The organism is Roseobacter sp., from assembly GCF_024639605.1.
Classification (GTDB): domain Bacteria; phylum Pseudomonadota; class Alphaproteobacteria; order Rhodobacterales; family Rhodobacteraceae; genus Roseobacter.
On record NZ_JAHEHZ010000021.1, the window covers coordinates 1 to 23,008 of the forward strand.

Sequence of the window (23,008 nt, forward strand, 5' to 3'; positions counted from 1 at the left end):
TTTGTGCAGATCATGCGGTCCGGTCAGACCGGGCGTAAATCACTCGGGTCTGCGCCGAAGCGGATGGTGGCCACGTGGCTCAATGAGGCATCCGACCGGGCGCTTTTGCAGGCCGGCGTTGGTAACAATCCGTCGCTGGTCGATGTCATCAGGATGGTGCACCCGAAACCTGCATCGGCGGCGCGCGAGGCGCTCTTTGCCTGGATCATCGGCAAGCCCTGTGATGTGGCCCTTCTGCCGTCACTGCTGCAGGACTACCTTCGGTTCAAAGACACCGGCAAAGGGGCCGTGCCGGATGTGCCGTTTCAGATGCTGACGCAACTGCCACTTACCCCGAAACACTGGGCGAAGATCGCGAAAAATGCGTCGTGGCAGATGACCCGGATGAACCTGAACACGTTTCAGCGGCACGGGGTTCTGGAGATGCGCAACATGCGGCGGCTTGTGGCCGCACGGCTGCGGGATCCTGAGCTGATCGCAAAGGCACGGGTGTTCCCGTACCAGCTGATGACCGCGTATCAGGCGTTGTCTCCGGAGATCCCCGGGGAGATCCGCGAGGCCCTGCACGATGCGATGGAGCTGTCGGTTGCCAGTGTTCCGGTGCTGCCGGGACAGGTGGTTATCTGTCCTGATGTCTCCGGGTCCATGTCGGGTGCTGTGACCGGTTACCGTAAAGGGGCCACCACAGCGACGCGGTTTGTGGATGTCGCAGCCCTTGTCGCTGCTGCTATCCTGCGCCGGAATCCGTCCGCAACTGTGCTGCCGTTCGAGGTAACGGTCCGCGATACGCGCCTCGAGCCACTCGATACGATCCTGACGAACGCCGCACGGCTGGCGGATGAACGGGGCGGCGGAACGAACTGTGCCGCACCACTCGACTGGCTGCTGGAGCGCGGGCGCAACCCCGATCTGGTGATCATGGTCTCTGATAACCAGTCCTGGGCGCATGCTCAGGCCGGTAACCGGGGCACTGTGATGATGCAGAAATGGGAAGCGTTGAAGCGACGGAATGCAAAGGCGCGGCTCGTGTGCATCGACATCGCCCCATACGGGACGACGCAGGCATCCGAACGTGAAGACGTGCTGAACATCGGCGGGTTCTCGGACACCGTCTTCGAGCAGATCGCGGGATTTGCTGCGGGAACACTCGGGGCGGCCCATTGGGTCGGCCGGATCAACGAAATAAAACTGTAAGAAAGGACAACAACCCCGGCGAATGCTGGTGGAACTACATTGTTAATGTTGGTGTCGCAGGTTCGAATCCTGCCGTGGGCTGCGCTTCCTGTTGCACCCCGCGTAGCTCAGTCAGGGAGAGCACATATGTTTCACCCCACACTTGTCGCCGGGACACATGATGGAAGGTAGCTCAACCGGCAGAGCACTGGTTTTTGGTATCAGGGGTTGCAGGTTCGAATCCTGCCCTTCCAGCCAGACAAACAGAAAGGAAAATATCCGGGGGAATGCCCGTGGGATTACATCGCTGGACCCGATCGCCGAAAGGCATCTCACGATCCACTTGTCCCCCGGACCCGGGGCCTGAAATGCCCGTCAGGATTACAAGGTACACGCCCTCTCTGTCACAGGGAGGGGCATCCCGAAAGGGGTGCCATGCCGGTTCGAATCCGGTCCGGCCGAGGCCGGTGGCGAAAAATCATCCTGACTCCGCCTTGTTCGGGCCCTGTTTTTAAACTGAAGGTAAAGATTATGACTGAGACACAGATTACATCCGACACACTGAAAGCCTGGGGGCATTTGCCCGGCAAGGCCTTTGGGCAAGCGCTGGAAATGGCACAGGCCGCCGAAGCGGCGGGCGATAACCTGAATGCGATCCGCGAACGGATTGAGCCGCTGAAACCCGCGCCTGTCACACCCTTGCAAAAGGCGGGCGAAGTGCCGTTTCATTTCAATATCGAAGCATCGGACGACCCGGATGAGGTGAAAAACCTCGGGCAGGTGCATGAGACGATGATGGCAGTTATGCGCACGCCGACTGTGGTTTCGGCAGCCGTGATGCCGGATGCCTGTCCGGCAGGGCCGGTGGGCACGATCCCTGTGGGCGGCGTAGTAGCCGCGCGCAATGCGATTCACCCGGGCATGCATTCGGCCGACATCTGCTGTTCGGTGATGATGACCGATATGGGCGATGCTGATCCGAAAGCGGTGCTGGATGCTGCCGAACAGGTCACGCATTTCGGTCCCGGCGGACGGGCGAACGGGCGGCGTTACACGTTGTCGCAAAAGCTGATGGATGCGTTTCGGGAGAACCCGTTTCTGAACAACCCGAAAATCCTGCGTATGGCGGTGGAACATCTGGGCACCCAGGGTGACGGCAACCATTTTCTGTTTGTCGGGCGGTCGCGTGCCACAGGGCGCACTGCGATGATCACTCATCACGGCTCACGCGGGCCGGGGGCGGTGCTCTATAAGCTGGGGATGCAGGTGGCCGACCGGTTCCGCAGAGAGCTTTCGCCCGACACGCTGAAGCAAAACGCATGGATTCCGGCGGATACGCAAGAGGGCCGGGATTACTGGGCGGCGTTGCAGCTCATCCGCAAGTGGACCAAAGCCAACCACAATGCGCTGCATCAGGCGACGGTGGAAGCGTCAAAGGCCCGGCCGGGAGAGCGGTTCTGGAACGAACACAACTTCGTCTTTCGCCGCAATGACCTGTATTTTCACGGCAAGGGCGCGACCCCTGCCTGGGGCGATTACGCGCAGGATGCGACCGGGCTGACCCTGATCCCGCTCAATATGTCTGAGCCGGTTCTGGTCGTACGGGGCCGGGACGCGGACCACGGGCTGGGGTTCTCGCCGCACGGGGCAGGGCGCAACTTCTCGCGCTCCGAGCACAAGCGGCGCATGGGAGATGTCACGGCGCAGCAGGCGCTGGAGGCGGAAACCGCAGGGCTTGATATCCGCTTTCCTGCCGGTGGTGTCGATGCTTCGGAACTGCCGTCGTCTTACAAGGACGCGGCGTCTGTGGTGGCGCAGATTGAGAAATTCGGTCTGGCGGATATCGAGGATTACATCGACCCTTACGGGTGCATGATGGCCGGCGATATCCCGCCATTCTGGATGGAACGAAAGAAAAAGCGCCGCAGATAAACGAGGGCCCGCAATTTTCAGGTGCGGGCCTTTTTTACGGTCTCAGAGCAGCGAGAGATACCGCAGGGCAGCCATTCCGGGCAGAAAGAAATACTCGCCCCCTGCCATCTGCACGAAGGTCTGAACTTCGATGCGCCGGCGCAACGGATCTTCGGGCAGGGTCATCCAGCCATCGGGTCCGACCAGCGGGTCGACTTCCTCAAAGAGCGTGTGAAAATCCGAATTCAGCAGCCAGGTCTGTTGCACGAATTCGAACTGACGCGCGATATCCGTGTTCAGGCACATAAAGAGCAACCCGCGGTCCGCGCCGTCATCGGTACCGGGGTCTGCAAGATTGCTGCCGTATTTACGCGCGCGGCGCAGGATCCGGTGATTGTTGGCGGCGCTGAGCAGTGTCTCTTTCATGCTCTCTTCGGGGGCCAGAGAGTCGCGGGGGTTGGCGCGGCGCACATGACTGCCCAGCGGACAGCCGAACCCGTGTCTGTCTTTGTCAAAAAACAGAAAATCATTGTCCGGCAGATCGTTTCTGCCCGCGGGGGCAGGTCCGCCGGGGCGCAGCAGGTGGCCTTCTTTGTCGCGGCCCACGACGCGGGCGGCAATCCAGCCGGCTGTGATATGTGTGGCGTCCGGGTCTTTGCTCCGGATGATTTCAGAGGCTTTATTCATGGCTTTCCAGAAAGCAGCAACATCCTGATGCAGCTCGCGGACCACCAGATAACTGCCGTTGCGCCCGAAATCATAAAAACCGCGCGCTTCGGCATGTGGCCTGAGGCCTGCGCGTTCGGGCCTTCCGCCATCCGGCGCGTCGGGTTCACCCGGAACAACGGGTCCGGGCGGGTGCTCCTGGTGGCCGTTGCTGTACCCCATCAGGAACTCGCCCAGTGGCACGCCGTGCACCGGATCAGGCTGCGTTACCGTCTCGCCGCCGCGTTCAACTGCACCACCGGCGTCAAAGGGCAGCGGTTGCGACAACCCGTCGGCAAAGCCGAAATGCTCCCGGCTGATGCCTGAGCTTTCCACATCCAGCAGCAGGGGCAACTGATGCACAATCTTCACATCAAGCGGTTCGAGTGCCGCGCGGGCCACTTCCACCAGCGCATCTGCGTCAGCCTCGGTATGCGCATACAGCAGGATCAGTGCGTGTACCGTGAGATCGGTAGTGATGTGCGAGGACACCTTCTCAGGCCCTACGCTATAGGCCTCAGGCGCATTAATGGTTTCCGGGGCGGCGACATTGCCGCTCCAGCGCGGACCGCCCTTGATCACGGTATCCATCCATTTGTCTTTGCGCCGGTCGCCCAGTCTGCGCAGCCGGTCTTCCTGAAACATGCCTTCGCGAAACGCGGGTGCGAAAGATGCCAGTGTGGCCTCCGAAAGCCCGATCCGTTCAAGCCCTGATGCAGTAAAGGCAATCGCGGCGGCTCGATCCAATACCTTGCCGCGTCCGGTGCGGGCGGCGTCGGTCACGGGAATTTTGTCGTTCAGCGCCTTAAGCCAGGCACCTCCTGCCTCACTGGGCAGTGCCGCAAAAAGGGAGCGGCCGGTTTCGAGCCGGCCAAATCCGCTTACCACGAGCGCCTGGGTATCGGCGGCGACAGGCGGGCTGAGTTTCCATTTCGGGGACGGGTTTTGCATCACAGATCCCTCATCCAGGTGCGGATGTCTCCAGGCGTCATTTCTCTTTTGCGCAGACCCGTGGCGACGCGGTGGTTGCGCTCGACCTGATCGACCGACAGCCCGGGATAAGCGCTGTACCAGAACCTGCTGACACTGCGCGAAGCCAGCGCCCAGTTTTTGAAGCGTCGTCCGTGGCTGGCGCCGTCGAAAATCAGATAGCGCGTTGGCGGAAAGCCCACGCCGCACCCCCAGGCGAGGGTCAGGCCCACATGTGCCTTCTCGATGAAATCGTCGAGATAGGAGCCCCAGCTCTGGTCAAAGTTGCTGACAAACAGCAGCTGGCTGTTGTTGTTAAGAAAGGCCCAGTGGGCGAAGTGAACTGTGCGCATGCTGCCCAGATACCCGCGGGTCGCCTTGACCCGCAACAACAGCCCCAGGCCGCGATGACCTGTGCGCACGATCAGAGTGCGCAGCACACCCGGGCGAATATTGACGATGGATCCCATGTGGTTCTGTGAAATCCAGTCTTCGCGCCTTGCCATCTGTGCGACCATGTCTGCATCAACCGGTGGCGCGTCCTGCGAGGTATCCCGTCGTTCCAGATAGCGCAGCCACAGGATGGTCGCCGGCACAGTAAAGAGCATGCCAAGTTGTCCCAGCAGCACGGTGCGTACGACCGGCCATTTCCAGTCGTCAAAACCACCCTCTGCAAGGCCCAGCCCGGCAAGCAGCCCGACAATGCACAGCGCTAGAATGATCAGTATCACCAGCGGCGGCACGACGATCAGCACGATCAGCGGCAGGTTGCGCAGGAAGAAACGCGCAAGGCTGAAGCCCGTCGTGACCTCGGTGCCGGGGAGCGGGTCAAACTTTCTGACGATGCCGAAGGCGAGCATGATAAACAGCACGATCACCAGCGTGACGAAGATCTGCGGGTCAAGCCAGGCAGCAATCAGAATCCCCGGCGCCGAAAAGACCGCAATGACAAAGGTTACAAAGAGGAGCAGGCGGATAATATCGCCGATGCGCTGTGTCACCGGAACCCGGGGCGGTGCCGGATCGTCAAGCCAGGGGTGATCGGGCAGCATCGCTTCACGCAGTCTGCGATGCACCTGCTGCAGGCTCGCGTTGCGATAGGGGGTCGGGCCCTGGTTGTCGGGATTGTCGAGTTCTGCCCGCAGTGCACGAAAGAGGCTGGCATCATTGAGGATACGGTCACGCGCCAGGCCGCGGTTGCCATGATGAAAAACGCTGGGAGCGCCGGCGCGCGCTTCGAGATAGCGGGTCGCAGGCACGGTGGAGCCTTCGGCGGTGACCTTGTGATAGAGCGGGCCGTCCTCATCAAGCGGCGCTTTGCAGCATCTTATGATCTCGCGCAGGGCCTCGCCCATAAGCGCGTCGGTCTGTTTCCAGAAATCCCGGGGCTCCCCGTCGAAGTTTGCTTCAAGGATAAGGGTCGGATCATAGCTGGAATTTGTGAACACGCTGATCGACATGAAGTGCAGACACGGGATACCCTCTCTGAGCCGCGCAAAGTTATCAACTGTTCCGCCGGACGGGTGGTCTTCGCGGTCTTTGAGGTCTTCGATAAGTGACGCGACCCGGGCTGCACTTTCGGGGCGCACTTCAAGTGCTACGGAGAATGTGACCTGTTTCATGTCAGGCTGATCTCTGGCCCGGCGCTGGCGTAAAAACCAGAAGTACAGGCGGGACGGGGACCGGATTGCATGGCAAAATCCTTCCGGCGGGTTGCGTGAAGTATATCAATACACGTTATCAGAGTACTCTTTCCTGTGGAAAAATCAAACCTGTGGGCAGTTCAGGGCCGCGAAACAGTCCGGCGGGTCTCCCAAACCGATGATGGCTGCGGGCGGTCGCGCGTCTTGCGGCGGGCTCCGTTCAGGCCCGGACTGGACGGCAATACGCCTGTGCGCGGCACGGGTGCGCGGGTCTGTCCGATGGGTGATGCAGGAAAACACACAAACCGTGAGGCGTTTTGCGTATTCCAAACATCTGCTTCCCCGGATAGCCTGCGGCCAGTCATTCTCTGAGGTCCGGAGGAAAGTATGACAGATCAGAGCAGGGTGATACGCCTGTTATCTTGCCGTGCTGACCAGAGGAACCCTGCCCCGTGAATGTCCGGGCAGCTTACGGCCAGGCATGGGCGGGCAGACGGTTTCTGGTCCCGTTGCTGCTGGGCGTCAGATTGCTGAGCCTCGCGGTGATCGCTCCGCTTCTCGGGCTCGCGGTTCAGTTCGCCACAGAAATCTCCGGCCAGAAGGCGCTGACAGATCAGGACATTGCATGGTTTATTCTGTCGCCTGCCGGGCTTCCGGTATTCCTGCTGATTGCGGCTCTGATACTGCTGGGCACGGTCATCGGTTTTGCTGTGATCACCATCAATCTGCGCAATCCGGACAGTGCAGCAACCACAACGGCACTGGCGCGGGCGCTGCGAAGGACCGGGCGACGTTTTGCGCATCTGATGCGATATGCCACCGGGCTGATCCTGCGCATCCTGGTTATTTCCGGGCCGTTCGTGATTGCCGGCATGCTTGTCGCCCGGCATCTGATCGGAGCCTATGACATCAACTATTATCTGACGTTCCGGCCGCCTGAATTCATATGGGCGGTTGTAACCGGCGGGGCTCTGGCGGCTATACTTGTGCCGCTTTTGTTGTCGCGTTTGCTGAGCTGGGCCGTATCGCTGCATTTTGTATTGCTGGGGCACAGCCACGCGCGCGAGGCGTTCAACCGAAGCCGGGAGGATATGCGCACAAAGCGCCGGGGCCTGCTGCGCGATCTTCTGGTGTGGTACGCCATTCGCGCAGGCGCGCATTTCTTTGTCGGGGTCGGTTTTGTGGCCGTGCTGCGACTGATGCTCTCCGAGCCGGAGGGGAACTTTGAACTTCGTCTCGGGCTTGCCGTGCTGATCACCTCGCTCTGGGCGGTTACTGCTTTTGTGATAACGGCGATTTCCCTCGGGGCGCTCGCGCGGATCATTGATGCCCGTTACGAGGGGCCGGTGCAGGCGACGACCGGGGGAGAGGCTCTGACGCCTGCCGGGCTGTCACTGCCGGCCCTGTGCGCGGTGGGGATCGGAGCGGTTGTGATGATCGGTGGCTTTACCGCTGTGACTCTTTTCGAGGGGGTGAAGAGCGATCAGGACGTGCTGGTCATTGCGCACCGGGGGGCTGCCGGGTCGCACCCTGAAAATACCCTTGCCGCTTTGCAGGCGGCGGTCGATGCCGGCGCAGACTGGGTCGAAATCGACGTCCAGGAGACGGCTGAGGGTGACGTCGTCGTCATGCATGACAGCGATTTTATGAAGCTTGCACAGGTTGATCTGAAAATCTGGAACGCAACAGCGGAAGACCTTGATGATATCGACATCGGGTCCTGGTTCGATCCTGCCTACTCAGATCAGCGCGTGCCGCGCCTCGCTGACGCACTTGAAGTTACGCGTGATAAAGCGCGGCTGCTCATCGAGCTGAAATACTACGGTCATGATCAGGCGCTGGAGGAGCGCACAGCGGCCGTGGTCGATGCGGCGGATATGAATGACCAGGTGGCCTTCATGTCGCTCAAATATCCTGCCGTCGGCAAAATGGCCGCACTTCGTCCGGACTGGCCTTCGGGTGTTCTGGCGGCAACGGCGGTAGGCAATCTGTCCGGGCTGGACGCAGATTTCATTGCCGTGAATACCGGGCTGGTCACACCACGACTTGTGCGTAATGCGGCTCAACAGGGCAAAAAGGTTTTTGTCTGGACTGTGAATGACCCGCTGGACATGCTGGCGATGGTTTCGCTTGGCGTTGATGGTCTGATAACGGATGAGCCGGCGCTGGCCCGGGCTGCACTGCAACGGCATGCCGGACTCGAAACGCACGAACGGGCGTTTTTGGTTTTTCTTGAGCATTTCGGCCTGACCGACAGCCTGCTGGACGACACCGAAATGCGCCCCTGAGGGACGACACCGAAATGCGCCTTTGAAGTGCGGCCGCTGCAGTGCATGGCTGTAAGGGTCCGGGAAAGGCTGCGCGCTTCATGACGCCACACGGGACCGCCGGCCGGACGGGCAATCAGGCAGGCCCGAAGAGGCCGCTATAGGTGTCGCGGAGCATGTTTTTCTGAACCTTGCCCATCGTGTTGCGTGGCAATTCATCAATCAGCAAGATCGAACGCGGATGCTTGTAGCGCGCGAGCGAATTTCCGACCGCTTCTGCCAGTGCATCCGTGTCGGGTTCGGCACCTTCGCCGGGGACGACGAGCGCCACGGGCGTTTCACCGAAGTCGGGGTGCGGCACGCCGATCACAGCTGATTCCAGCACGCCAGGCTGCGCGTCGAGCAGCACCTCGATCTCCTTTGGGTAAATATTGTAGCCGCCGGAGATGATCAGGTCCTTGCCCCGTCCGACGATCTGCAGATAGCCGTCCGCATCGAAACTGCCCAGATCTCCGGTGATGAAAAAACCGTCTTCGCGCAGTTCGGCTGCGGTTTTCTCGGGCATCTGCCAGTAGCCTTTGAACACATTCGGGCCGCGCACCTCAATCTGTCCGACTTCTCCGGCGGGTAGCAGTTTATCCGTGTCGGGGTCGATGATCCGGATTTCGACACCGGGCAGAGCGAACCCCACGGTGCCGGGCCGGCGCTCGCCGTCGTAGGGGTTGGAGCTGTTCATACTGGTTTCGGTCATGCCATACCGTTCAAGGATCCGGTGGCCTGTGCGCTCTTCAAACCGGGTATGGGTTTCCGCCAGCAGAGGGGCGCTGCCCGAGATGAAAAGGCGCATGCCTGCCGCGAGTTCGCGCGTCAGACCGCGATCACCAAGCAGCCGGGTATAGAAGGTCGGCACACCCATCATGACCGTTGCCTCTTTGAGCCGGTCGATTATTGCACCGGTTTCAAATTTTGGCAGAAAGATCATTGAGGCACCCGCCACAAGTGCCGTATTCGTCGCGACGAACAGCCCGTGCGTGTGAAAGATCGGCAGAGCATGCAGCAGCACGTCCTCCTGAGTAAACCGCCACAGGTCTTTCAGCGTCAGGGCGTTTGAGAGCAGGTTCCCATGGGTGAGCATCGCGCCCTTGGACCGCCCTGTTGTTCCTGATGTGTACAGAAACGCCGCAAGATCATCCGGTGTACGGGCCACCGTCTTAAAATCACCGCTCTGCTCTCTGGCGGCAGGCATCAGAGACCCCTGACCGTCCGGACCAAGCGTGTGCAGCATCGCGTCATGCGCACGGGCCAGCGGTGCCAGACGGTCTTCGTCAGAGGGGTCGCAAACGAGAAGCCGCGCGCCGCTGTTGCTGATAAAGTACTCTAGCTCATCTGTTGTGTAGCCGGTGTTGAGCGGCAGAAACACAACGCCTGCCTGCACACAGGCCGCATAGAGCGCCAGTGCTTCCGGTGATTTTTTTACCTGAGCGGCGAGACGGTCACCGGGGGCGAGGCCGGCGTCAGTCAGAACCTGCGCGATGCGGGCAGCCATGTCGAGAAACGCAGAATAGCTAATTGTGTCCCCGCCGGGCAGGTGCAGAAACGGAGTATCTTTGCCGGCATGCGGGTCGAAAAGGGCGTCGTAAAGGGTGTTGGTCATCGGCTGCTCCTATGCAATCGCCTTTTCCGCCGCCGAGGCCAGTTTCCGGACATCAGCAGACATCGCGACATCCTGAGAGGCCGCGAAGCGTTCGTGGTTCTGCGAGACGCGGGACGTATCGTAAAGGTAGTTCACCATTGCCCCGAATGACTGCGCCCGGCCCTTGGGCGATGTGTCTGCGCCTGCGTGGATCTGATGTACTGAGGCCCCGTTGCCCAGGTGAAAACGGGCGACCGGATCAAGCGGTTGTCCGTCCGGGCGTTTTGCTTCCACCAGATATCGCGCGGCGAGCGCACGCAGCGCGTCGTCCTCTTCGGGAGGACCGGGCAGGTTCAGCGTCTCCGTCCAGCGCGCAAAACCGGGGATGGGCGAGAGCGTCACAAAGGTCGCAAGGTCCGGCAACTCAATCGACAGATCAGCGACAACCTGTTTGATCAGGGAATTACCGAAAGAGATCGAGGCCAGCCCCGCCTGACAGTTTGAGATGGAGTAAAAGACGGCCGTATCGGCCTGTTCTTCACTCAGAACCTCACGGTCTTCTGCCAGCAGGGTCTGGACCGAGCCCGGGATGCCGCGGGTCAGTGCGACCTCGACGAAGATCAGCGGTTCGTCCGGCATCGCGGGGTGAAAGAAGGCAAAACATCTGCGGTCCCGCGGCTCTACCCGGCGCCGCAGGTCTGCCCATGAGCTGATCGCGTGCACGGCCTCATAGGCGATGATCCGGTCGAGAATAAGTGCCGGGCTTTCCCAGTTAATCGGGCGCAGGACCAGGAACCCACGGTTGAACCAGCTGACAAAGAGGTGGCGGAAATCAAGGTCAAGCGCCATGAGTGCATCCTCGTCCCTGCCAAGCCGCAAAAGGTCAGCACGCATCTTTACAAGCGCGCCGGTGGCGCCGGGTATCTGGTTGAGGCGCCGTATCAGTTCCTGACGTCCAGGCTCTGCGGCTATCATCACGGCGGCGTAACTCTCCTTTGTTTCGCCGGCTTCATAGGTGTCGAGGGCGGCCCGCACGCGATCCGGATTCAGGGTCATATCGCTGGCGAGATGCCGGAAAAACCCGAGCTTTTCGTCGTCGGAAAAGCCTGCGTACCGGTCAAGAACGGCGCGGGCAACGCTCAGCCCGGTGATCTCCCCCTTGGCGCCCATCAGTTCGGCGGTGAGGTCTCTGATCGGTCCTTCGCTGACATCGCTGACACCTGACCGGCCGTAGCGGCGATCAAACAGTGTGGAGAGCAGGTCAGCGAGCTTTGTCACAGCGCGGTTCCCATCACGAAGTCGGGCAACCACAATGCGATGCCGGGAAAAAGGCACAACAGCAGGATGGCGACGATCATGCAGCCGACATAAGGCAGCGATCCGACGAGGATCGTCTTGAGTTTGATGTCAGGGGCGATGCCGTTGATCACATAGAGATTAAGCCCCACAGGCGGCGAGATCAGTCCGATCTCCATGTTGATCGTCAGCACAACAGCGAACCAGATCGGATCAAATCCCGCAGTTGTGATGATCGGCAACAGGATGGGGGCGGCCATCAGGATGACCGCAACGGGCGGCAGAAAGAACCCGGCGACCAGCAGGAAAAGATTGATCGCGGCCATCAGGACCCAGCGGTTGGTATCGAGCCCGCCGATCCATTCCGCGATGGACTGGGTGATAAAGAGCGAAGACAGCATGTAGCTGAACACGCCTGCCGCTCCGATGATGAAAAGGATCATCACGGATTCGCGCGTGCTGTCGCGCAGCACTGCCCAGAGCTGGCGCGGGTCCCACAGCCGGTAGATCACCATAGCAATGACCAGACACATCAGAGCGCCCACGGCGGCTGTTTCTGACGGTGTAGCGATCCCGCCGTACATTGCGTAGAGCACGCCGAGAATGATGGCGAGAAAGGGCAGGACGCGGGGCAGGATCTCGAGTTTCTGCTTCCAGGTATAGGTGGTGGACCGGAGCACGCGCGCATCACCCGAAGCCCATGTGGAATAAAGCGACCAGGCCATGAAGAGGCTGACCAGCAAAAGCCCGGGCAGCACGCCCGCCAGGAATAGCCGTCCGATCGATGTCTCGGTTGCGATGCCGTAGACGATCATCGTAACGGACGGCGGGATCAGGATGCCCAGTGTGCCGCCGGCAGCGATGGATCCGGCCGCAACGCTGTCGGGATAGCCGCGTTTGCGCATCTCGGGGATGCCCATTTTGCCGATCGCGGCACAGGTGGCAGGGCTCGACCCACTCATTGCGGAGAAGAGCGCACAGGCGCCGAGGTTCGAGACGACAAGCCCGCCCGGCACGCGGGTCAGCCAGCGTTCGAGTGCCTCGTAGAGGTCCGCACCTGCCCGGGTGGAGGAAATCGCGGCCCCCATAATAATGAACATCGGGATCGACAGCAGTGCGAAGTTGTCGAGCTTTCCGAAGAAGACCTCGGGCATAAGGCTCAAAGACGACATTCCGTCAAAGAAAATCAGGAAAGCAGCGGCCACAAAGAGCAGCCCTGACGCCACCGATATGCCGGAGAAAAGAACGATGATCGTGGCGCAGGCGACGATCGCGCCAAGAGACAGCGGATCCATTATTCGGACCTTTCTGCAAGGGCATCGGTGAGGCTGGCGTCGGGATCAATGCCAAAGGGTGGTTCGACGTCGCGCGCCATGGCCCAGGTGTCTGCGAGAAGCTGCAGCGCATAGAGACCGAAGCCCAGCGGCAGTGCGAGATAAGGCACCCAGAGTTTCGGATTCCACGGCGTGTTCGACGTCTCGCCCCAGTCCCAGGCCTCGTGCCAGAAATGGTAGCCGTTCCAGAGCATGACGCCGCTGACGGCAAGGGTCATCAGCATAACGATGTAAGCCAGCCCTTTGCGCGCACCCACCGGCAGCATCAGCGGCAGCAGATCAACATTCACATGTCCGCGCAGGTATTGCACATACGGCAGACCGAGCATTGTTGCTGCAATCATCATGTAGGTGACGCCTTCGGTCTGCCAGACAGTCGAGCCGTTCAGGACAAAGCGGATAAAAATCATCTGGCAGGTCACACCGACGGAGATCACGATCAGTGAGGCGGAGATAACCCCCGACAGGACACTCAGAAATCCGACAATGCGCAGAAAGATGTTGCCGCCGTGCTGAGCGGGCGCTGTTCCATGGGACGGTCCGGTCATGCGCGGCGTCTCCCGGTGTTTGAGGGTTCGGTAAGGTCCGGGGGCGGCACGTGGCCGCGCCCCGGGGTGTCATATCACTCGACGGCGAGTGCCAGATCCAGCAGTTTCTGGCCGTCGGGCGAGCCTTCCAGGAAGGCTTTATATGCAGTTTCCTGAGCAATCGCGCGCCACGCGTTGAATTGCTCTTCGGTCATGTCGGCAATCTCAACACCATTCTGAGCGAAAGTGTCGCGGGCGGCGCCGTCTTCTTTCTTGGCTTCTTCAAGATAGAAGGCTTCGGCTTTCTCAGCGGCCGCCATCAGCGCTTCCTGCTGCTCGGCACTCAGCCCGTCAAAAACCGATTTGTTCATCAGCATCGGCTGATACATGAACCACAGCGCATACTCGCCCGCGGGCGTGAAGCAGGCGACCTGCTCATAGATGCGGTAGGAGACGAAAGACGACGAGGATGTGTTGGCAGCATCCAGAACGCCCGTCTGCATGGCGTTATAGATTTCCGCAGAAGACATCGATGCAATCGACGCCCCGGCGCCTGCAAGCATCTGCTCGAACGCCTTGCCGGCGGCCCGCATCTGCTTGCCTGAAACGTCTTCCGGTCCGGTCACGCATTCTTCTTTACCGGCAAAGCCCCCTGCGAGATATCCGTGGACCAGCACCATCACGTCATCTTCTGCGAGGATCTTTTCGATCTCTTCCATGAATGGCGATTCGTTCAGGCGTGCAGCGTGATCGTGGTTTTTCACCAGCCCGGGCATCAGTGTCAGGTTATAGGCATTGCGCAGACCACCCGCATAGGAAAGCGGGAATACGATCATATCAACCTGGCCGCGGGACAGCGGCTTGTACTGTTCGCGTGCTTTAAAGAGCGACTGGCTCGGGAAAATCTGCAACTCGAGGCCGACGTCAGCGGCGGCGACTTCATCTGCTACGATTTGTGCGACCTGGTGGCGGACGTCGCCTTCGGACCACTGATGTGACACCCTGAGTTGCTGGGCCTCTGCGCTCAGTGTGAACGCAACAAGTGCGGCCGCGGTGGCCGTGGCTTTGAAAAACATGCTTTTCCTCCCTCTGGTTTGCCCCCCGGAAGGGGCGCAGCATGCCCGACATTTGCAGCGATTGTCCGTCACGTCAAGTTTTGTATACAATAACAGCCTTATTGTGTGGGAAGAGTATTCGTTGTATGCAGGGTCTATGGGACAAAAGCGTTCAGACGCCATCGCCGATACACTGGAAGGGCTGATTCTTGATGGCTCCTTTGAGGACGGGCAGCGTCTGGATGAGGTGCAGCTTGCGGAGCGTTTTGAGGTCTCACGCACGCCGTTGCGTGAAGCGCTGCAGCGGCTGGCGGTTTCCGGACTGGTCGAACAGATTCCGCGGCGGGGTGTCTTTGTGCGCCAGCCGGGCCCTGTGGAACTGGTTGAGATGTTTGAGGTCATGGCAGAGCTTGAGGCGGTCTGTGCGCGGCTTGCCGCAGAGCGGATTACCGATGAGGCGCTGGAAGAGATGCGCCGTGCCAACGCAAGCTGCCGTAAGGCGCTCGAAGCTCAGAACACCGATGGTTATTACCGCGAGAACGAAGGATTTCATGCAATTCTGTACCGGCAGTCCGGCAACTCCTTTCTTGAACAGGAATGCCGGCGTCTGCACCGTCGTCTGACACCGTTCCGCCGTTTGCAGCTCAGGCTCCGCGGGCGGATCAGGCAGTCGATGGCTGAACACGAAGCGATCGTGGATGCTCTGGAGCACAGCGATGCGACGCTCGCAGCTGATCGGGTACGGGCACATGTTTCGGTGCAGGGTGAAAAGTTCTTTCACCTGATGCGCAGCCTGAAGACGGCAGCGGAATAGACGTACCGACATACTCTGTCCGGACCTTCATCTGTTCGGACGACCCTGACGAGGCTTCATAAACAGGTTGCGGGCGCACCGCCCAAATGGCGCGATGCGACTGTGGCGCGCGGCACGCGAACCGCGCCGTGCGATGACCTTTGTTCTTTACCGGAACGGCAGATCAGCAACTGAGGGGTCAGATTTCCAGAACAGTGCTGCCCGTCGTCTGCCGCGCTTCGAGCGCTTCATGGGCTTTCGCCACATCGCTGAGGGCAAAACGCTGTCCGATGTTTATTTTCACCTCTCCGGCCAGCACCTTGTCTGCAAGATGCTTTGCCATCGCCTGACAGGTTTCATGATCTCCGATATGTGTAAAGAGCGTCGGACGGGTGATTTTGAGCGATCCCTTTTTGCCCAGGATACCGACATCGAACGGCGGCACCGGTCCGGATGCGTTGCCAAAAGAAATCATCATCCCGAGGGGTCTCAGCGAATCCAGCGACCCTTCGAAAGTATCTTTGCCGACGGCATCCATGACGACATCCACACCCTTTCCCCCGGTGAGGCTGCGCACCTCAGCCGCCCAGTCGCCGCTGCGGTAATTCAGGCAATGTGCCGCCCCGTGATCAAGGGCCAGCTGGCATTTTTCGTCGGTCCCCGCAGTGCCGATAAGCGTAATCCCCTCTGACCGCGCCCACTGGCAGGCCAGCAGCCCGACGCCGCCGGCGGCGGCATGAAAGAGAACAGTATCTCCGGCGCTCAGGGGCGTCGTGCGGTGAAAAAGGTATTCGACGGTCATGCCCTTGAGCATCATCGCGGCGCCTTCCTCAAAGGAAATGCCCTCTGGCAGAGGACAGACCTGTGCGGCGGGCATCACCCGTGTTTCGGCGTATGCGCCGGGCGGATTGGAGGCATAGGCGGCGCGGTCGCCCGCTTTCAGGTGCGTGACGCCTTCACCCACCGCTTCGATCACGCCGGCGGCTTCCATGCCCATCGCATGCGGCAGTTGCAGCGGGTACAGGCCGGTGCGCTGATAGACGTCGATGAAGTTCAGGCCGACGGCTTTATGAGCGATGCGAACCTCTCCTTTACCCGGCTCGCCGACCTCCTGCTCCACCAGCTTAAATTTTTCTGGCCCGCCGTGTTCTTCGATGATTGCTGTGAGTGCCATGTGCTGTTCCTCCGGTTTATGCCCATGTGAGGCTATTCCGCCGGGGATATCAATCCTCTGCGTGCATACCGGCTCTGGTGTTCAGGCATCTGCTGCGCGCGCAGGAGCGCGTTGCCTGCACCGGGGAACTGCGGCAACCGGGGGGCGCGGCGGCACCTTCGCGCAAACTGCTCACGCTGCCGTATCCGAATTCCCCGGAGGGGCGTTTTCAGGACATGCTGCGCCCGCCGGCATCGAGAAACCAGTCATCGGGATAGGGGTACCACCATTCATGACGTACCGGTTTGTGGTCAAGGATCACCATCTTTGAGCGGCGGAACGTGTCCAGCCCCATCCGGCTGAGCTCCCTTCCGATCCCGGAGGCTTTCCAGCCGCCAAAGGGGAGCGCGTCGTTGTCGATCATCGGGTTGTTGATCCAGACCATCCCCGCCTCAAGCCGGTCATGGGCGTCGTGAGCTTCTTCAAGTGAGGTGGTGAAAACGCAGGCACCGAGGCCGAATTCTGAGGCATTCGCTGCTGTGATGGCGGCGTCGAAATCCGGCACGCGCATGATTGCTGCAACCGGTCCGAAACATTCCTCGTGCAAAAGGTCCATGTCACCGGTGCAGCCGGTCAGAATGGTCGGCTCATAAAACCAGCCCGCCGGCTGGTCAGGCGGTCTCCTGCCGCCACAAACGATTGTGGCCCCTTTGGCGACAGCATCTGCGACGAGGCGTTCGACCTTGTCGCGTGCGGCCTCACTGACCATCGGGCCTATTTCGGATTTATCCAGTCCGTTGCCGATGCGCAGGCGAAGGGTTTCTGCTCTGAAGGCATCGACAAAAGCGTCATGCACGCTTTCCACCACATAAAGCCTTTCAGTCGAGGTGCAGACCTGGCCCGTCATGTGAAAGGCACCGGTGACAGCCCCGGCGGCGGCAATATCAAGTGGGGCATGCGCGCTGATGATCATCGGATCCGAGCCGCCCGCTTCGATCACGGCGGGCTTGAGATGCGCCGCGGCGGCGATTGCCACCCGGCGGGCGGCAGAGACCGATCCGGTGAATGCAACCGCATGGGTGTGTTTGCTTGACACCAGTGCTTCGCCGACAGCGGCCCCGCCGGGCAGGCAGGCGATCAGACCGTCCGGCAGTACAGCGAAAACCTTCATGAATTCCAGTGTGCAGAGCGTGGTTGCTTCAGCAGGTTTTATGACACACCCGTTGCCTGCCGCGAGCGATGCCGCGACTGTCCAGCACATCAGAAGGACCGGAAAATTAAAGGGCATGATGTGCACTGATGTGCCCAGGGGCTCGTATTTCGCAAACTGCAATGAACCCGCCTGGGTTGTGCCCGCGATTTTGCCGGCGTCATCCCGGGCCATTTCGGCGAAATACCGGAACACAGGGGCACAGTTTGCAAGCTCACCGATGGCCTCAGGGTAAGGTTTTCCCATCTCGCGGCTCATCACGATCGCACAGTGGCTCAGGTCGGCGCTTTCGATGTGGCGGGCGAGATCATGAAGATGCTTTGCGCGTGTTTTTGCATCAAGAGCGGCCCATCCTCTCTGAGCGGTTTTTACGGCACTGAGCGCCGCGTCGATCTCATCCGGGGTCACCACCGCGCGCTGTCCGACCTCCTCCAGCGTGGCGGGGTCCGTCACCGCTCGGGTTTTACCGGCGCTGACCGGAAAATCAGGCGAGATGAAGTAGCGGCCGTTCAGGATTCCTGTCATCGGTTCGTCCTTGTGCTCTGCGGGGCCGGTCCGGTGCCACGTCCGTTGATCGCCGCGCGGTTGGCGGGATAACGGGCCGCCCGGCTCACCGGATCATATAGACCTTGCGGATTGTCTCATGCACGGTGCAGACGCCTTTCCAGTTTTTGGGAAAGAAGGCTGCCGTGTCGGGTCGTATTTCGATCACTTCACCGCTCTCGTGAACATAGGTGCAGCGCCCTTCGAGAAAGTGGCAGAACTCATCCGAGGTCACGTGACAGTCCCATTTGCCGGGTGTGCAGATCCACATGCCACATTCTGACTGCCCCTCAGGGCCTTTGTGCATCACGACACCACTGACGCGGGAGGTGCCTTCGATCATCGTGGGAATGACGCCCCAGTCGACTGTTTCGGTGACGGAGCAGGGGTCGCGCAGAACAGGTGTTTTCATCGGATGCGTGCCTCATGTGAGCATATAGCTGTTGCGGGTTGTCTCAAAGATTTCTGCTTCGCCGGTCCAGCCGGCGCGAAAGGCCACTGCAGTGCCGGCGGACACATCAACGACCTCGCCGTTGTCATGCCGGTACTGCGCGCGGCCCTGCATAAAATAGCAGAACTCATCACGCGGCACGGCAATGCGCCACCGTCCGGGCGTACAGACCCAGATGCCGCACTCCGGGCTGTTGCCGGGACCTTTGAACAGAAGCCGCCCGCTGGAATGCGAGGCCCCCGACAGCGCGTCGGGCTGCGGGCCCCAGTCCGCCAGATCATCATAGCGGGCCGCATCATGGATATGTGGCGCTGTGGCGCTCAGCTCTGTCATTCAACCAGCGCCGACAAAAGCTTCGCAGCTTTCAGCGGTCCTTCGCAGGCCTGCATATGACCGGAAAGATCTGCGAGTTTACCGGCCATTTCGCTGTCATTCAGGCAGGCTTCGATTTTTTCGATCAGCTCTTCGTCCGTCCAGTCGTACCGGTCCGAGCGGAAACCATACCCGGTTTCCTGAACGCGCATCGCATTATCATGCCCGTCCCAGACATAGGGCATGATGATCGCGGGCTTGCCGAAATAGAGGCACTCGGTGAAAGAGTTGTTGCCCCCATGATGAATTACAACGTCGACCTGCGGAATAACCGAAGGCTGCGGATACCAGCTTTCGATGATCACATTGGGCGGGATGTTGGAGTACTCCTCTTTGTAGTCGCCGACATTGACCAGCGCACGGTAGCGCGTTTTGCCGATCAGTGTGATCAGACGCTTGAGAAGGTCCGTGTCACCCGCCCCGAGAGAGCCGAAGGAAACGTAAAGCAGCGGGCCGTCATTATTGGCCGCAAACTCGGGCACCTCCCAGGGTGCATCCTCGCGCACGCAGCCCTCAAGATACTGAAAGCGCTCAGGATCGAGCGGGTTTTCCCGCGTATAAGTCAGCGGCTGCGGGTAGAGCATCAGATTCAGATAGGGCGAGGGCTCAAAGAACTCCCCGATCTTATATGCGTCTTCCCCGCATTCGGCGAGAAAGGCGTTAAAATCCGCGTGGATCGGCGCGATGACCTCTTCAAATTTCGCCCGGAAGGCGGCGTGCCCTTCGGTGTCGTTCTCGGCCATGCCCGACAGATGCGGCGGGATTGCGGGATCTTCGATTTCATTCTCCGAACATGAGATGATCCGCACCCAGGACACGCCATACTGTTTGATTGCCGGAAAAAGGACAACATTATCCACCGCGATCAGATCCGGTTTGATTTTGTCGAGGACGGCGGGCAGATCTTTCTGCGCCCATTTGGCGCTGTCCACGATCGCTTCCCAGCATTCCTTTACATAGTTGTCGATCTGATCAATCGGCGCTTTGCGGAAATTAGGGATATGGCCGTTGATGAAATCCTCCCAGAACTTTGCCATCTGCTCAGGCGGCATAGGCTCGGAGAGTGCCACCGGATGGGCCTCAAAACCGTACCCTTCGTAGATTTCAGTAAAACCGGGATCAGAGAGAAAGACGACCTTATGGCCCATCTTGCTGAGCGCCTGGGCGATGCCCACAGAATTGAGCGCCGGGCCGAAAGCGGCTTCGGGGAAAAGGGCAAATGTTTTCTGTTCCATGGTGTCTCCTCTGACAGGGTTCATTCGGGGAAAATATGTGTGTCTTTCGCCGACCAGCTGGCGGTGACCTGCCGGCCCACCACGGGGGCGTTACCGTCTGCTTCATCTGCTGTCATGCGGGCAATCACCGGTGCGTCGGCGATCGCGGTGCTGATATGCACCAGCAGATCAAGCCCGTGGTAGGCCAGGGCCGTTATCTCTCCGGTCAGGCTGTTGTCGCCCGTCCCGCCAACCCGCAGCCGTTCGGGGCGGACGGCCGCAACGAACGGCGTGCCGGCGGGCGCCGCGTTGCCTCGGGACATCATCTGGCTACCGTCACGGGCGGCAAATCCGTCGGCCGTCCGGCTGACCGGCAGAAAGTTCATTACTCCGATAAAATCTGCGGCAAAGCGGGTGCCGGGGTTCTCATAGATCTCATGCGGTGTGCCGACCTGCAGCAGCGCGCCGTCTTTCATGATCGCAATGCGGTCGGCCATTACGAGCGCTTCTTCCTGATCATGGGTGACCACGATAAAGGTGATGCCGAATTCATGCTGAAGCCGTTTGAGTTCCAGCTGCATTTCGCTGCGCAGTTTTTTGTCGAGCGCGCCGAGCGGTTCATCCAGCAAAAGTACCTTTGGCCGTTTGACCAGTGCGCGGGCCAGTGCCACGCGCTGTCTCTGACCGCCTGAGAGCTGATCAGGTTTACGTTTTGCCAGATGCCCGAGCTGAATCACGTCGAGAATCTCGCTGACCCTTGCAGCTGTTTCGGCCTTTGGCAGGCGGTCCATCTCGAGCCCGTAGGCGATGTTCTGCGTGACCGTCATATGCGGAAAAAGCGCGTACGACTGAAACATCAGATTTAACGGTCGCCGGTTGGGTGTGAGTTCCGCAATGGATGAGCCTTCAAGCAGAATGTCGCCGTCGGTCAGGTCTTCGAAGCCGGCAAGCATCCGTAAAAGCGTTGTCTTGCCGCTCCCGGAAGCGCCGAGCAGCGCAAAAAACTCGTTCTCCGCGATGTCGAGCGACAGATCCGTAACCGCGCGGACGCTGCCAAAGGTTTTTGAAACGTTGCGGATGCTGAGAAAGGGGTGTGTCACTGGCCGGGAAGCTCCCCTTTATTCAACCGCTGTGACAGGGCAAGCGCGACCACTGAAACGGCCATCACCAGCGTTGCAAGAGCGTTAATTTCGGGCGTCACACCAAAGCGGATCATCGCGAAAATCTGCATCGGCAGGGTGATTGATGAGCGGCCGGCCCCTGCGGTGAAAAAGGCGATGATGAATTCATCGACCGACAGGGTAAAAGCCAGCAGCGCGCCGGCGATGATCGCAGGCATCAGAACCGGCACGACCACGCGACGCAGGGTGGTAAAGGTTGAGGCGCCAAGATCGCCCGAGGCCTCAACGATCGACCAGTCAAAGTTTTTCAGCCTTGCACGCACCACGGCGCAGACGAATGCAAGATTGAACACCACATGGCTGACAATAATCGTATGCAGCCCCATTTTCACGCCGAGCAGCGAGAAGAACGACAAAAGCGCAATAGCGAGCACGATGTCGGGGATGATCATCGGTGCGAAGATTATGGTTTCCAGCCATTTGCCGTTGCGACGCCGTATCTCGACGCCAATGGCAAGCAGGGTTCCGAGAACCGTGGAAAGTGCGGTCGAAAAGAGCGCTACCACCAGGGTATTGCCGGCAGCTTTCAGAATATCATCATTGGTAAGCAGCGCGCCATACCATCTGGTGGAAAATCCGGTCCAGGCTGTGGGCAGCCCGCCATCGTTGAAGGACAACCCCACCAGCACCGATATCGGAATATAGAGGAAGGCGAAAACCACGCCGAGGATCAGCAGCATGAGGCGAAATATATGGCGCTCAGCCATCGCGCGCCCCTTTCCCGCCGGAGGCCCGGTCGGCCATCACCGCCTGACCCATCAGAAGGCCCAGCATCACAGCAATCAGAACCATCGACAGAGCCGCGCCGAAGGGCCAGTCATTGGCGGTCAGGAACTGCGCATAAACAAGGTTGCCGATCATCTGAAACTGGCCGCCACCGAGCAGGGCGGGTGTCACGAAGTTGCCGATCGACAGCACAAAAACAAAGACAAACCCGGTCGCGATGCCCGGCACTGTCATGGGCAGTGTCACTCGGCGAAAGGTGGTCCATGCTGAGGCTCCAAGATCACGCGAGGCTTCATTCACTTCGGGGTTGAGCCGCGACAGCGGCGCATAGCAGCTGAGGATCACGAACGGCAGATAATTATAGACAAGGCCGATCACGACCGCTTGCTCGGAGTAGAGCATTTGGGGCAACTCGCCTTCATATCCGACCCAGCGGGCGAGGTTCACGATAAGCCCCTCGCGGTTCAGCAGAACGATCCAGGCATAGGTGCGCACCAGATAGTTCGACCAGAAAGGCAGCACCGCGAAAAAGAGAAGCATAGGCTGGTGTCGGCGCGGCATGGCCGCGATGGCATATGCCGCTGCATAACCGAGCACACAGGCGATCGCGGCAGAAAGCCCGGCGATGCCCGCAGATTTAAGGAAGATCTGAAAATAGAGAGGGTCGAAGACCAGCGCCAGGTTTTCAAGCGTCCAGGTGTATTCAATGCCGCCATAGAGCCCGCGCCGGAAAAACGCGAGCACTAGGATCAGCGCACAGGGCACCACCATGAGCCCGAAGAGCCAGATCATGGCGGGCGTCATCAGGAGCAGCGGGCGTCGGTCAGCGGACATTAATAACCCTGCGCCGGC

The 23,008-nt window shown here is 60.0% G+C and carries 19 protein-coding genes and 3 tRNA genes; 7 read left to right on the plus strand and 15 right to left on the minus strand.

All coding sequences use genetic code 11. The annotated features are described in order from the left end of the window. The 5 genes from Q0M35_RS04625 to Q0M35_RS04645 all read left to right on the plus strand — a co-directional run. Window positions 1-1,194, plus strand: a 1,194-nt coding sequence (locus tag Q0M35_RS04625; protein ID WP_295313050.1) for a TROVE domain-containing protein, incomplete at its 5' end; no start/stop codon positions are given. A gap of 18 nt (window positions 1,195-1,212) precedes the next feature. Continuing rightward, window positions 1,213-1,275: transfer RNA gene (locus tag Q0M35_RS04630), tRNA-Ser, on the plus strand. A gap of 80 nt (window positions 1,276-1,355) precedes the next feature. Further along, window positions 1,356-1,431 (plus strand) — tRNA-Gln (locus Q0M35_RS04635). Window positions 1,432-1,524: 93 nt separating this feature from the next. Beyond that, window positions 1,525-1,635 (plus strand) — tRNA-Asp (locus Q0M35_RS04640). 69 nt (window positions 1,636-1,704) lie between these two features. Next, window positions 1,705-3,105, plus strand: a complete 1,401-nt coding sequence (locus Q0M35_RS04645) for an RtcB family protein (protein WP_295313051.1) — start codon at window positions 1,705-1,707, stop codon at window positions 3,103-3,105. Window positions 3,106-3,147: 42 nt separating this feature from the next. On the opposite strand, the gene Q0M35_RS04650 is transcribed toward Q0M35_RS04645, so the two are convergent. Together Q0M35_RS04650 and Q0M35_RS04655 are read right to left on the minus strand one after the other, a co-directional pair. Next, window positions 3,148-4,740 carry a hypothetical protein gene (locus Q0M35_RS04650; protein WP_295313052.1) on the minus strand — a complete coding sequence of 531 codons (1,593 nt, stop codon included), beginning with the start codon at window positions 4,738-4,740 and terminating at the stop codon, window positions 3,148-3,150. Next, entirely contained in the window at window positions 4,740-6,380 is a 1,641-nt protein-coding gene (locus tag Q0M35_RS04655; RefSeq protein WP_295313053.1) for a hypothetical protein, read from the minus strand. Before Q0M35_RS04655 ends, Q0M35_RS04650 begins: the two co-directional genes overlap by 1 nt. A gap of 473 nt (window positions 6,381-6,853) precedes the next feature. Here Q0M35_RS04655 and Q0M35_RS04660 point away from each other — a divergent pair, with 473 nt between their 5' ends. Then, window positions 6,854-8,689: a glycerophosphodiester phosphodiesterase family protein gene (locus Q0M35_RS04660; RefSeq protein WP_295313054.1), complete on the plus strand. Its 1,836-nt coding sequence runs from the start codon at window positions 6,854-6,856 to the stop codon at window positions 8,687-8,689. A 115-nt stretch (window positions 8,690-8,804) separates the two neighbouring features. Here Q0M35_RS04660 and Q0M35_RS04665 read toward each other — a convergent pair whose 3' ends face one another. The 5 genes from Q0M35_RS04665 to dctP form a co-directional block, all read right to left on the minus strand. Next, window positions 8,805-10,322, minus strand: coding sequence for a malonyl-CoA synthase (locus Q0M35_RS04665; RefSeq protein ID WP_295313055.1), 1,518 nt, complete (start codon window positions 10,320-10,322; stop codon window positions 8,805-8,807). A gap of 9 nt (window positions 10,323-10,331) precedes the next feature. Beyond that, window positions 10,332-11,579 carry a malonyl-CoA decarboxylase family protein gene (locus Q0M35_RS04670; RefSeq protein WP_295313056.1) on the minus strand — a complete coding sequence of 416 codons (1,248 nt, stop codon included), beginning with the start codon at window positions 11,577-11,579 and terminating at the stop codon, window positions 10,332-10,334. Further along, complete coding sequence (locus Q0M35_RS04675; RefSeq protein WP_295313057.1) at window positions 11,576-12,892, minus strand: TRAP transporter large permease; 1,317 nt, start codon at window positions 12,890-12,892, stop codon at window positions 11,576-11,578. Before Q0M35_RS04675 ends, Q0M35_RS04670 begins: the two co-directional genes overlap by 4 nt. After that, complete coding sequence (locus Q0M35_RS04680; protein WP_295313058.1) at window positions 12,892-13,479, minus strand: TRAP transporter small permease; 588 nt, start codon at window positions 13,477-13,479, stop codon at window positions 12,892-12,894. The genes Q0M35_RS04675 and Q0M35_RS04680 overlap by 1 nt, the downstream gene beginning before the upstream one ends. A gap of 74 nt (window positions 13,480-13,553) precedes the next feature. Further along, window positions 13,554-14,534, minus strand: a complete 981-nt coding sequence (gene dctP / locus Q0M35_RS04685; protein ID WP_295313059.1) for a TRAP transporter substrate-binding protein DctP — start codon at window positions 14,532-14,534, stop codon at window positions 13,554-13,556. A 136-nt stretch (window positions 14,535-14,670) separates the two neighbouring features. On the opposite strand from dctP, the gene Q0M35_RS04690 reads away from it, so the two are divergent. After that, a complete protein-coding gene (locus Q0M35_RS04690) occupies window positions 14,671-15,327 on the plus strand; it encodes a GntR family transcriptional regulator (RefSeq protein WP_295313060.1) in 657 nt (218 codons plus the stop codon). Between the two features lie 178 nt (window positions 15,328-15,505). On the opposite strand, the gene Q0M35_RS04695 is transcribed toward Q0M35_RS04690, so the two are convergent. From Q0M35_RS04695 to Q0M35_RS04730, 8 genes are all read right to left on the minus strand, one after another. After that, window positions 15,506-16,480: a quinone oxidoreductase gene (locus Q0M35_RS04695; protein WP_295313061.1), complete on the minus strand. Its 975-nt coding sequence runs from the start codon at window positions 16,478-16,480 to the stop codon at window positions 15,506-15,508. Window positions 16,481-16,688: 208 nt separating this feature from the next. Beyond that, a complete protein-coding gene (locus Q0M35_RS04700) occupies window positions 16,689-18,194 on the minus strand; it encodes an aldehyde dehydrogenase family protein (protein ID WP_295313062.1) in 1,506 nt (501 codons plus the stop codon). An 85-nt stretch (window positions 18,195-18,279) separates the two neighbouring features. Next, on the minus strand, window positions 18,280-18,624 hold the full coding sequence (locus Q0M35_RS04705) for a cupin domain-containing protein (protein ID WP_295313063.1): 345 nt from the start codon (window positions 18,622-18,624) through the stop codon (window positions 18,280-18,282). A 12-nt stretch (window positions 18,625-18,636) separates the two neighbouring features. Then, window positions 18,637-18,996, minus strand: coding sequence for a cupin domain-containing protein (locus Q0M35_RS04710; RefSeq protein ID WP_295313064.1), 360 nt, complete (start codon window positions 18,994-18,996; stop codon window positions 18,637-18,639). Next, window positions 18,993-20,270, minus strand: a complete 1,278-nt coding sequence (locus Q0M35_RS04715) for a glycosyltransferase (protein ID WP_295313065.1) — start codon at window positions 20,268-20,270, stop codon at window positions 18,993-18,995. Before Q0M35_RS04715 ends, Q0M35_RS04710 begins: the two co-directional genes overlap by 4 nt. Before the next feature lie 20 nt (window positions 20,271-20,290). After that, window positions 20,291-21,349, minus strand: a complete 1,059-nt coding sequence (locus Q0M35_RS04720; protein WP_295313066.1) for an ABC transporter ATP-binding protein — start codon at window positions 21,347-21,349, stop codon at window positions 20,291-20,293. After that, entirely contained in the window at window positions 21,346-22,137 is a 792-nt protein-coding gene (locus Q0M35_RS04725; protein ID WP_295313067.1) for an ABC transporter permease, read from the minus strand. The genes Q0M35_RS04720 and Q0M35_RS04725 overlap by 4 nt, the downstream gene beginning before the upstream one ends. Next, window positions 22,130-22,990 (minus strand): ABC transporter permease, encoded by an 861-nt coding sequence (locus Q0M35_RS04730; RefSeq protein WP_295313068.1) that lies wholly within the window; start codon window positions 22,988-22,990, stop codon window positions 22,130-22,132. The genes Q0M35_RS04725 and Q0M35_RS04730 overlap by 8 nt, the downstream gene beginning before the upstream one ends. Between the last annotated feature and the right edge of the window lie 18 nt (window positions 22,991-23,008).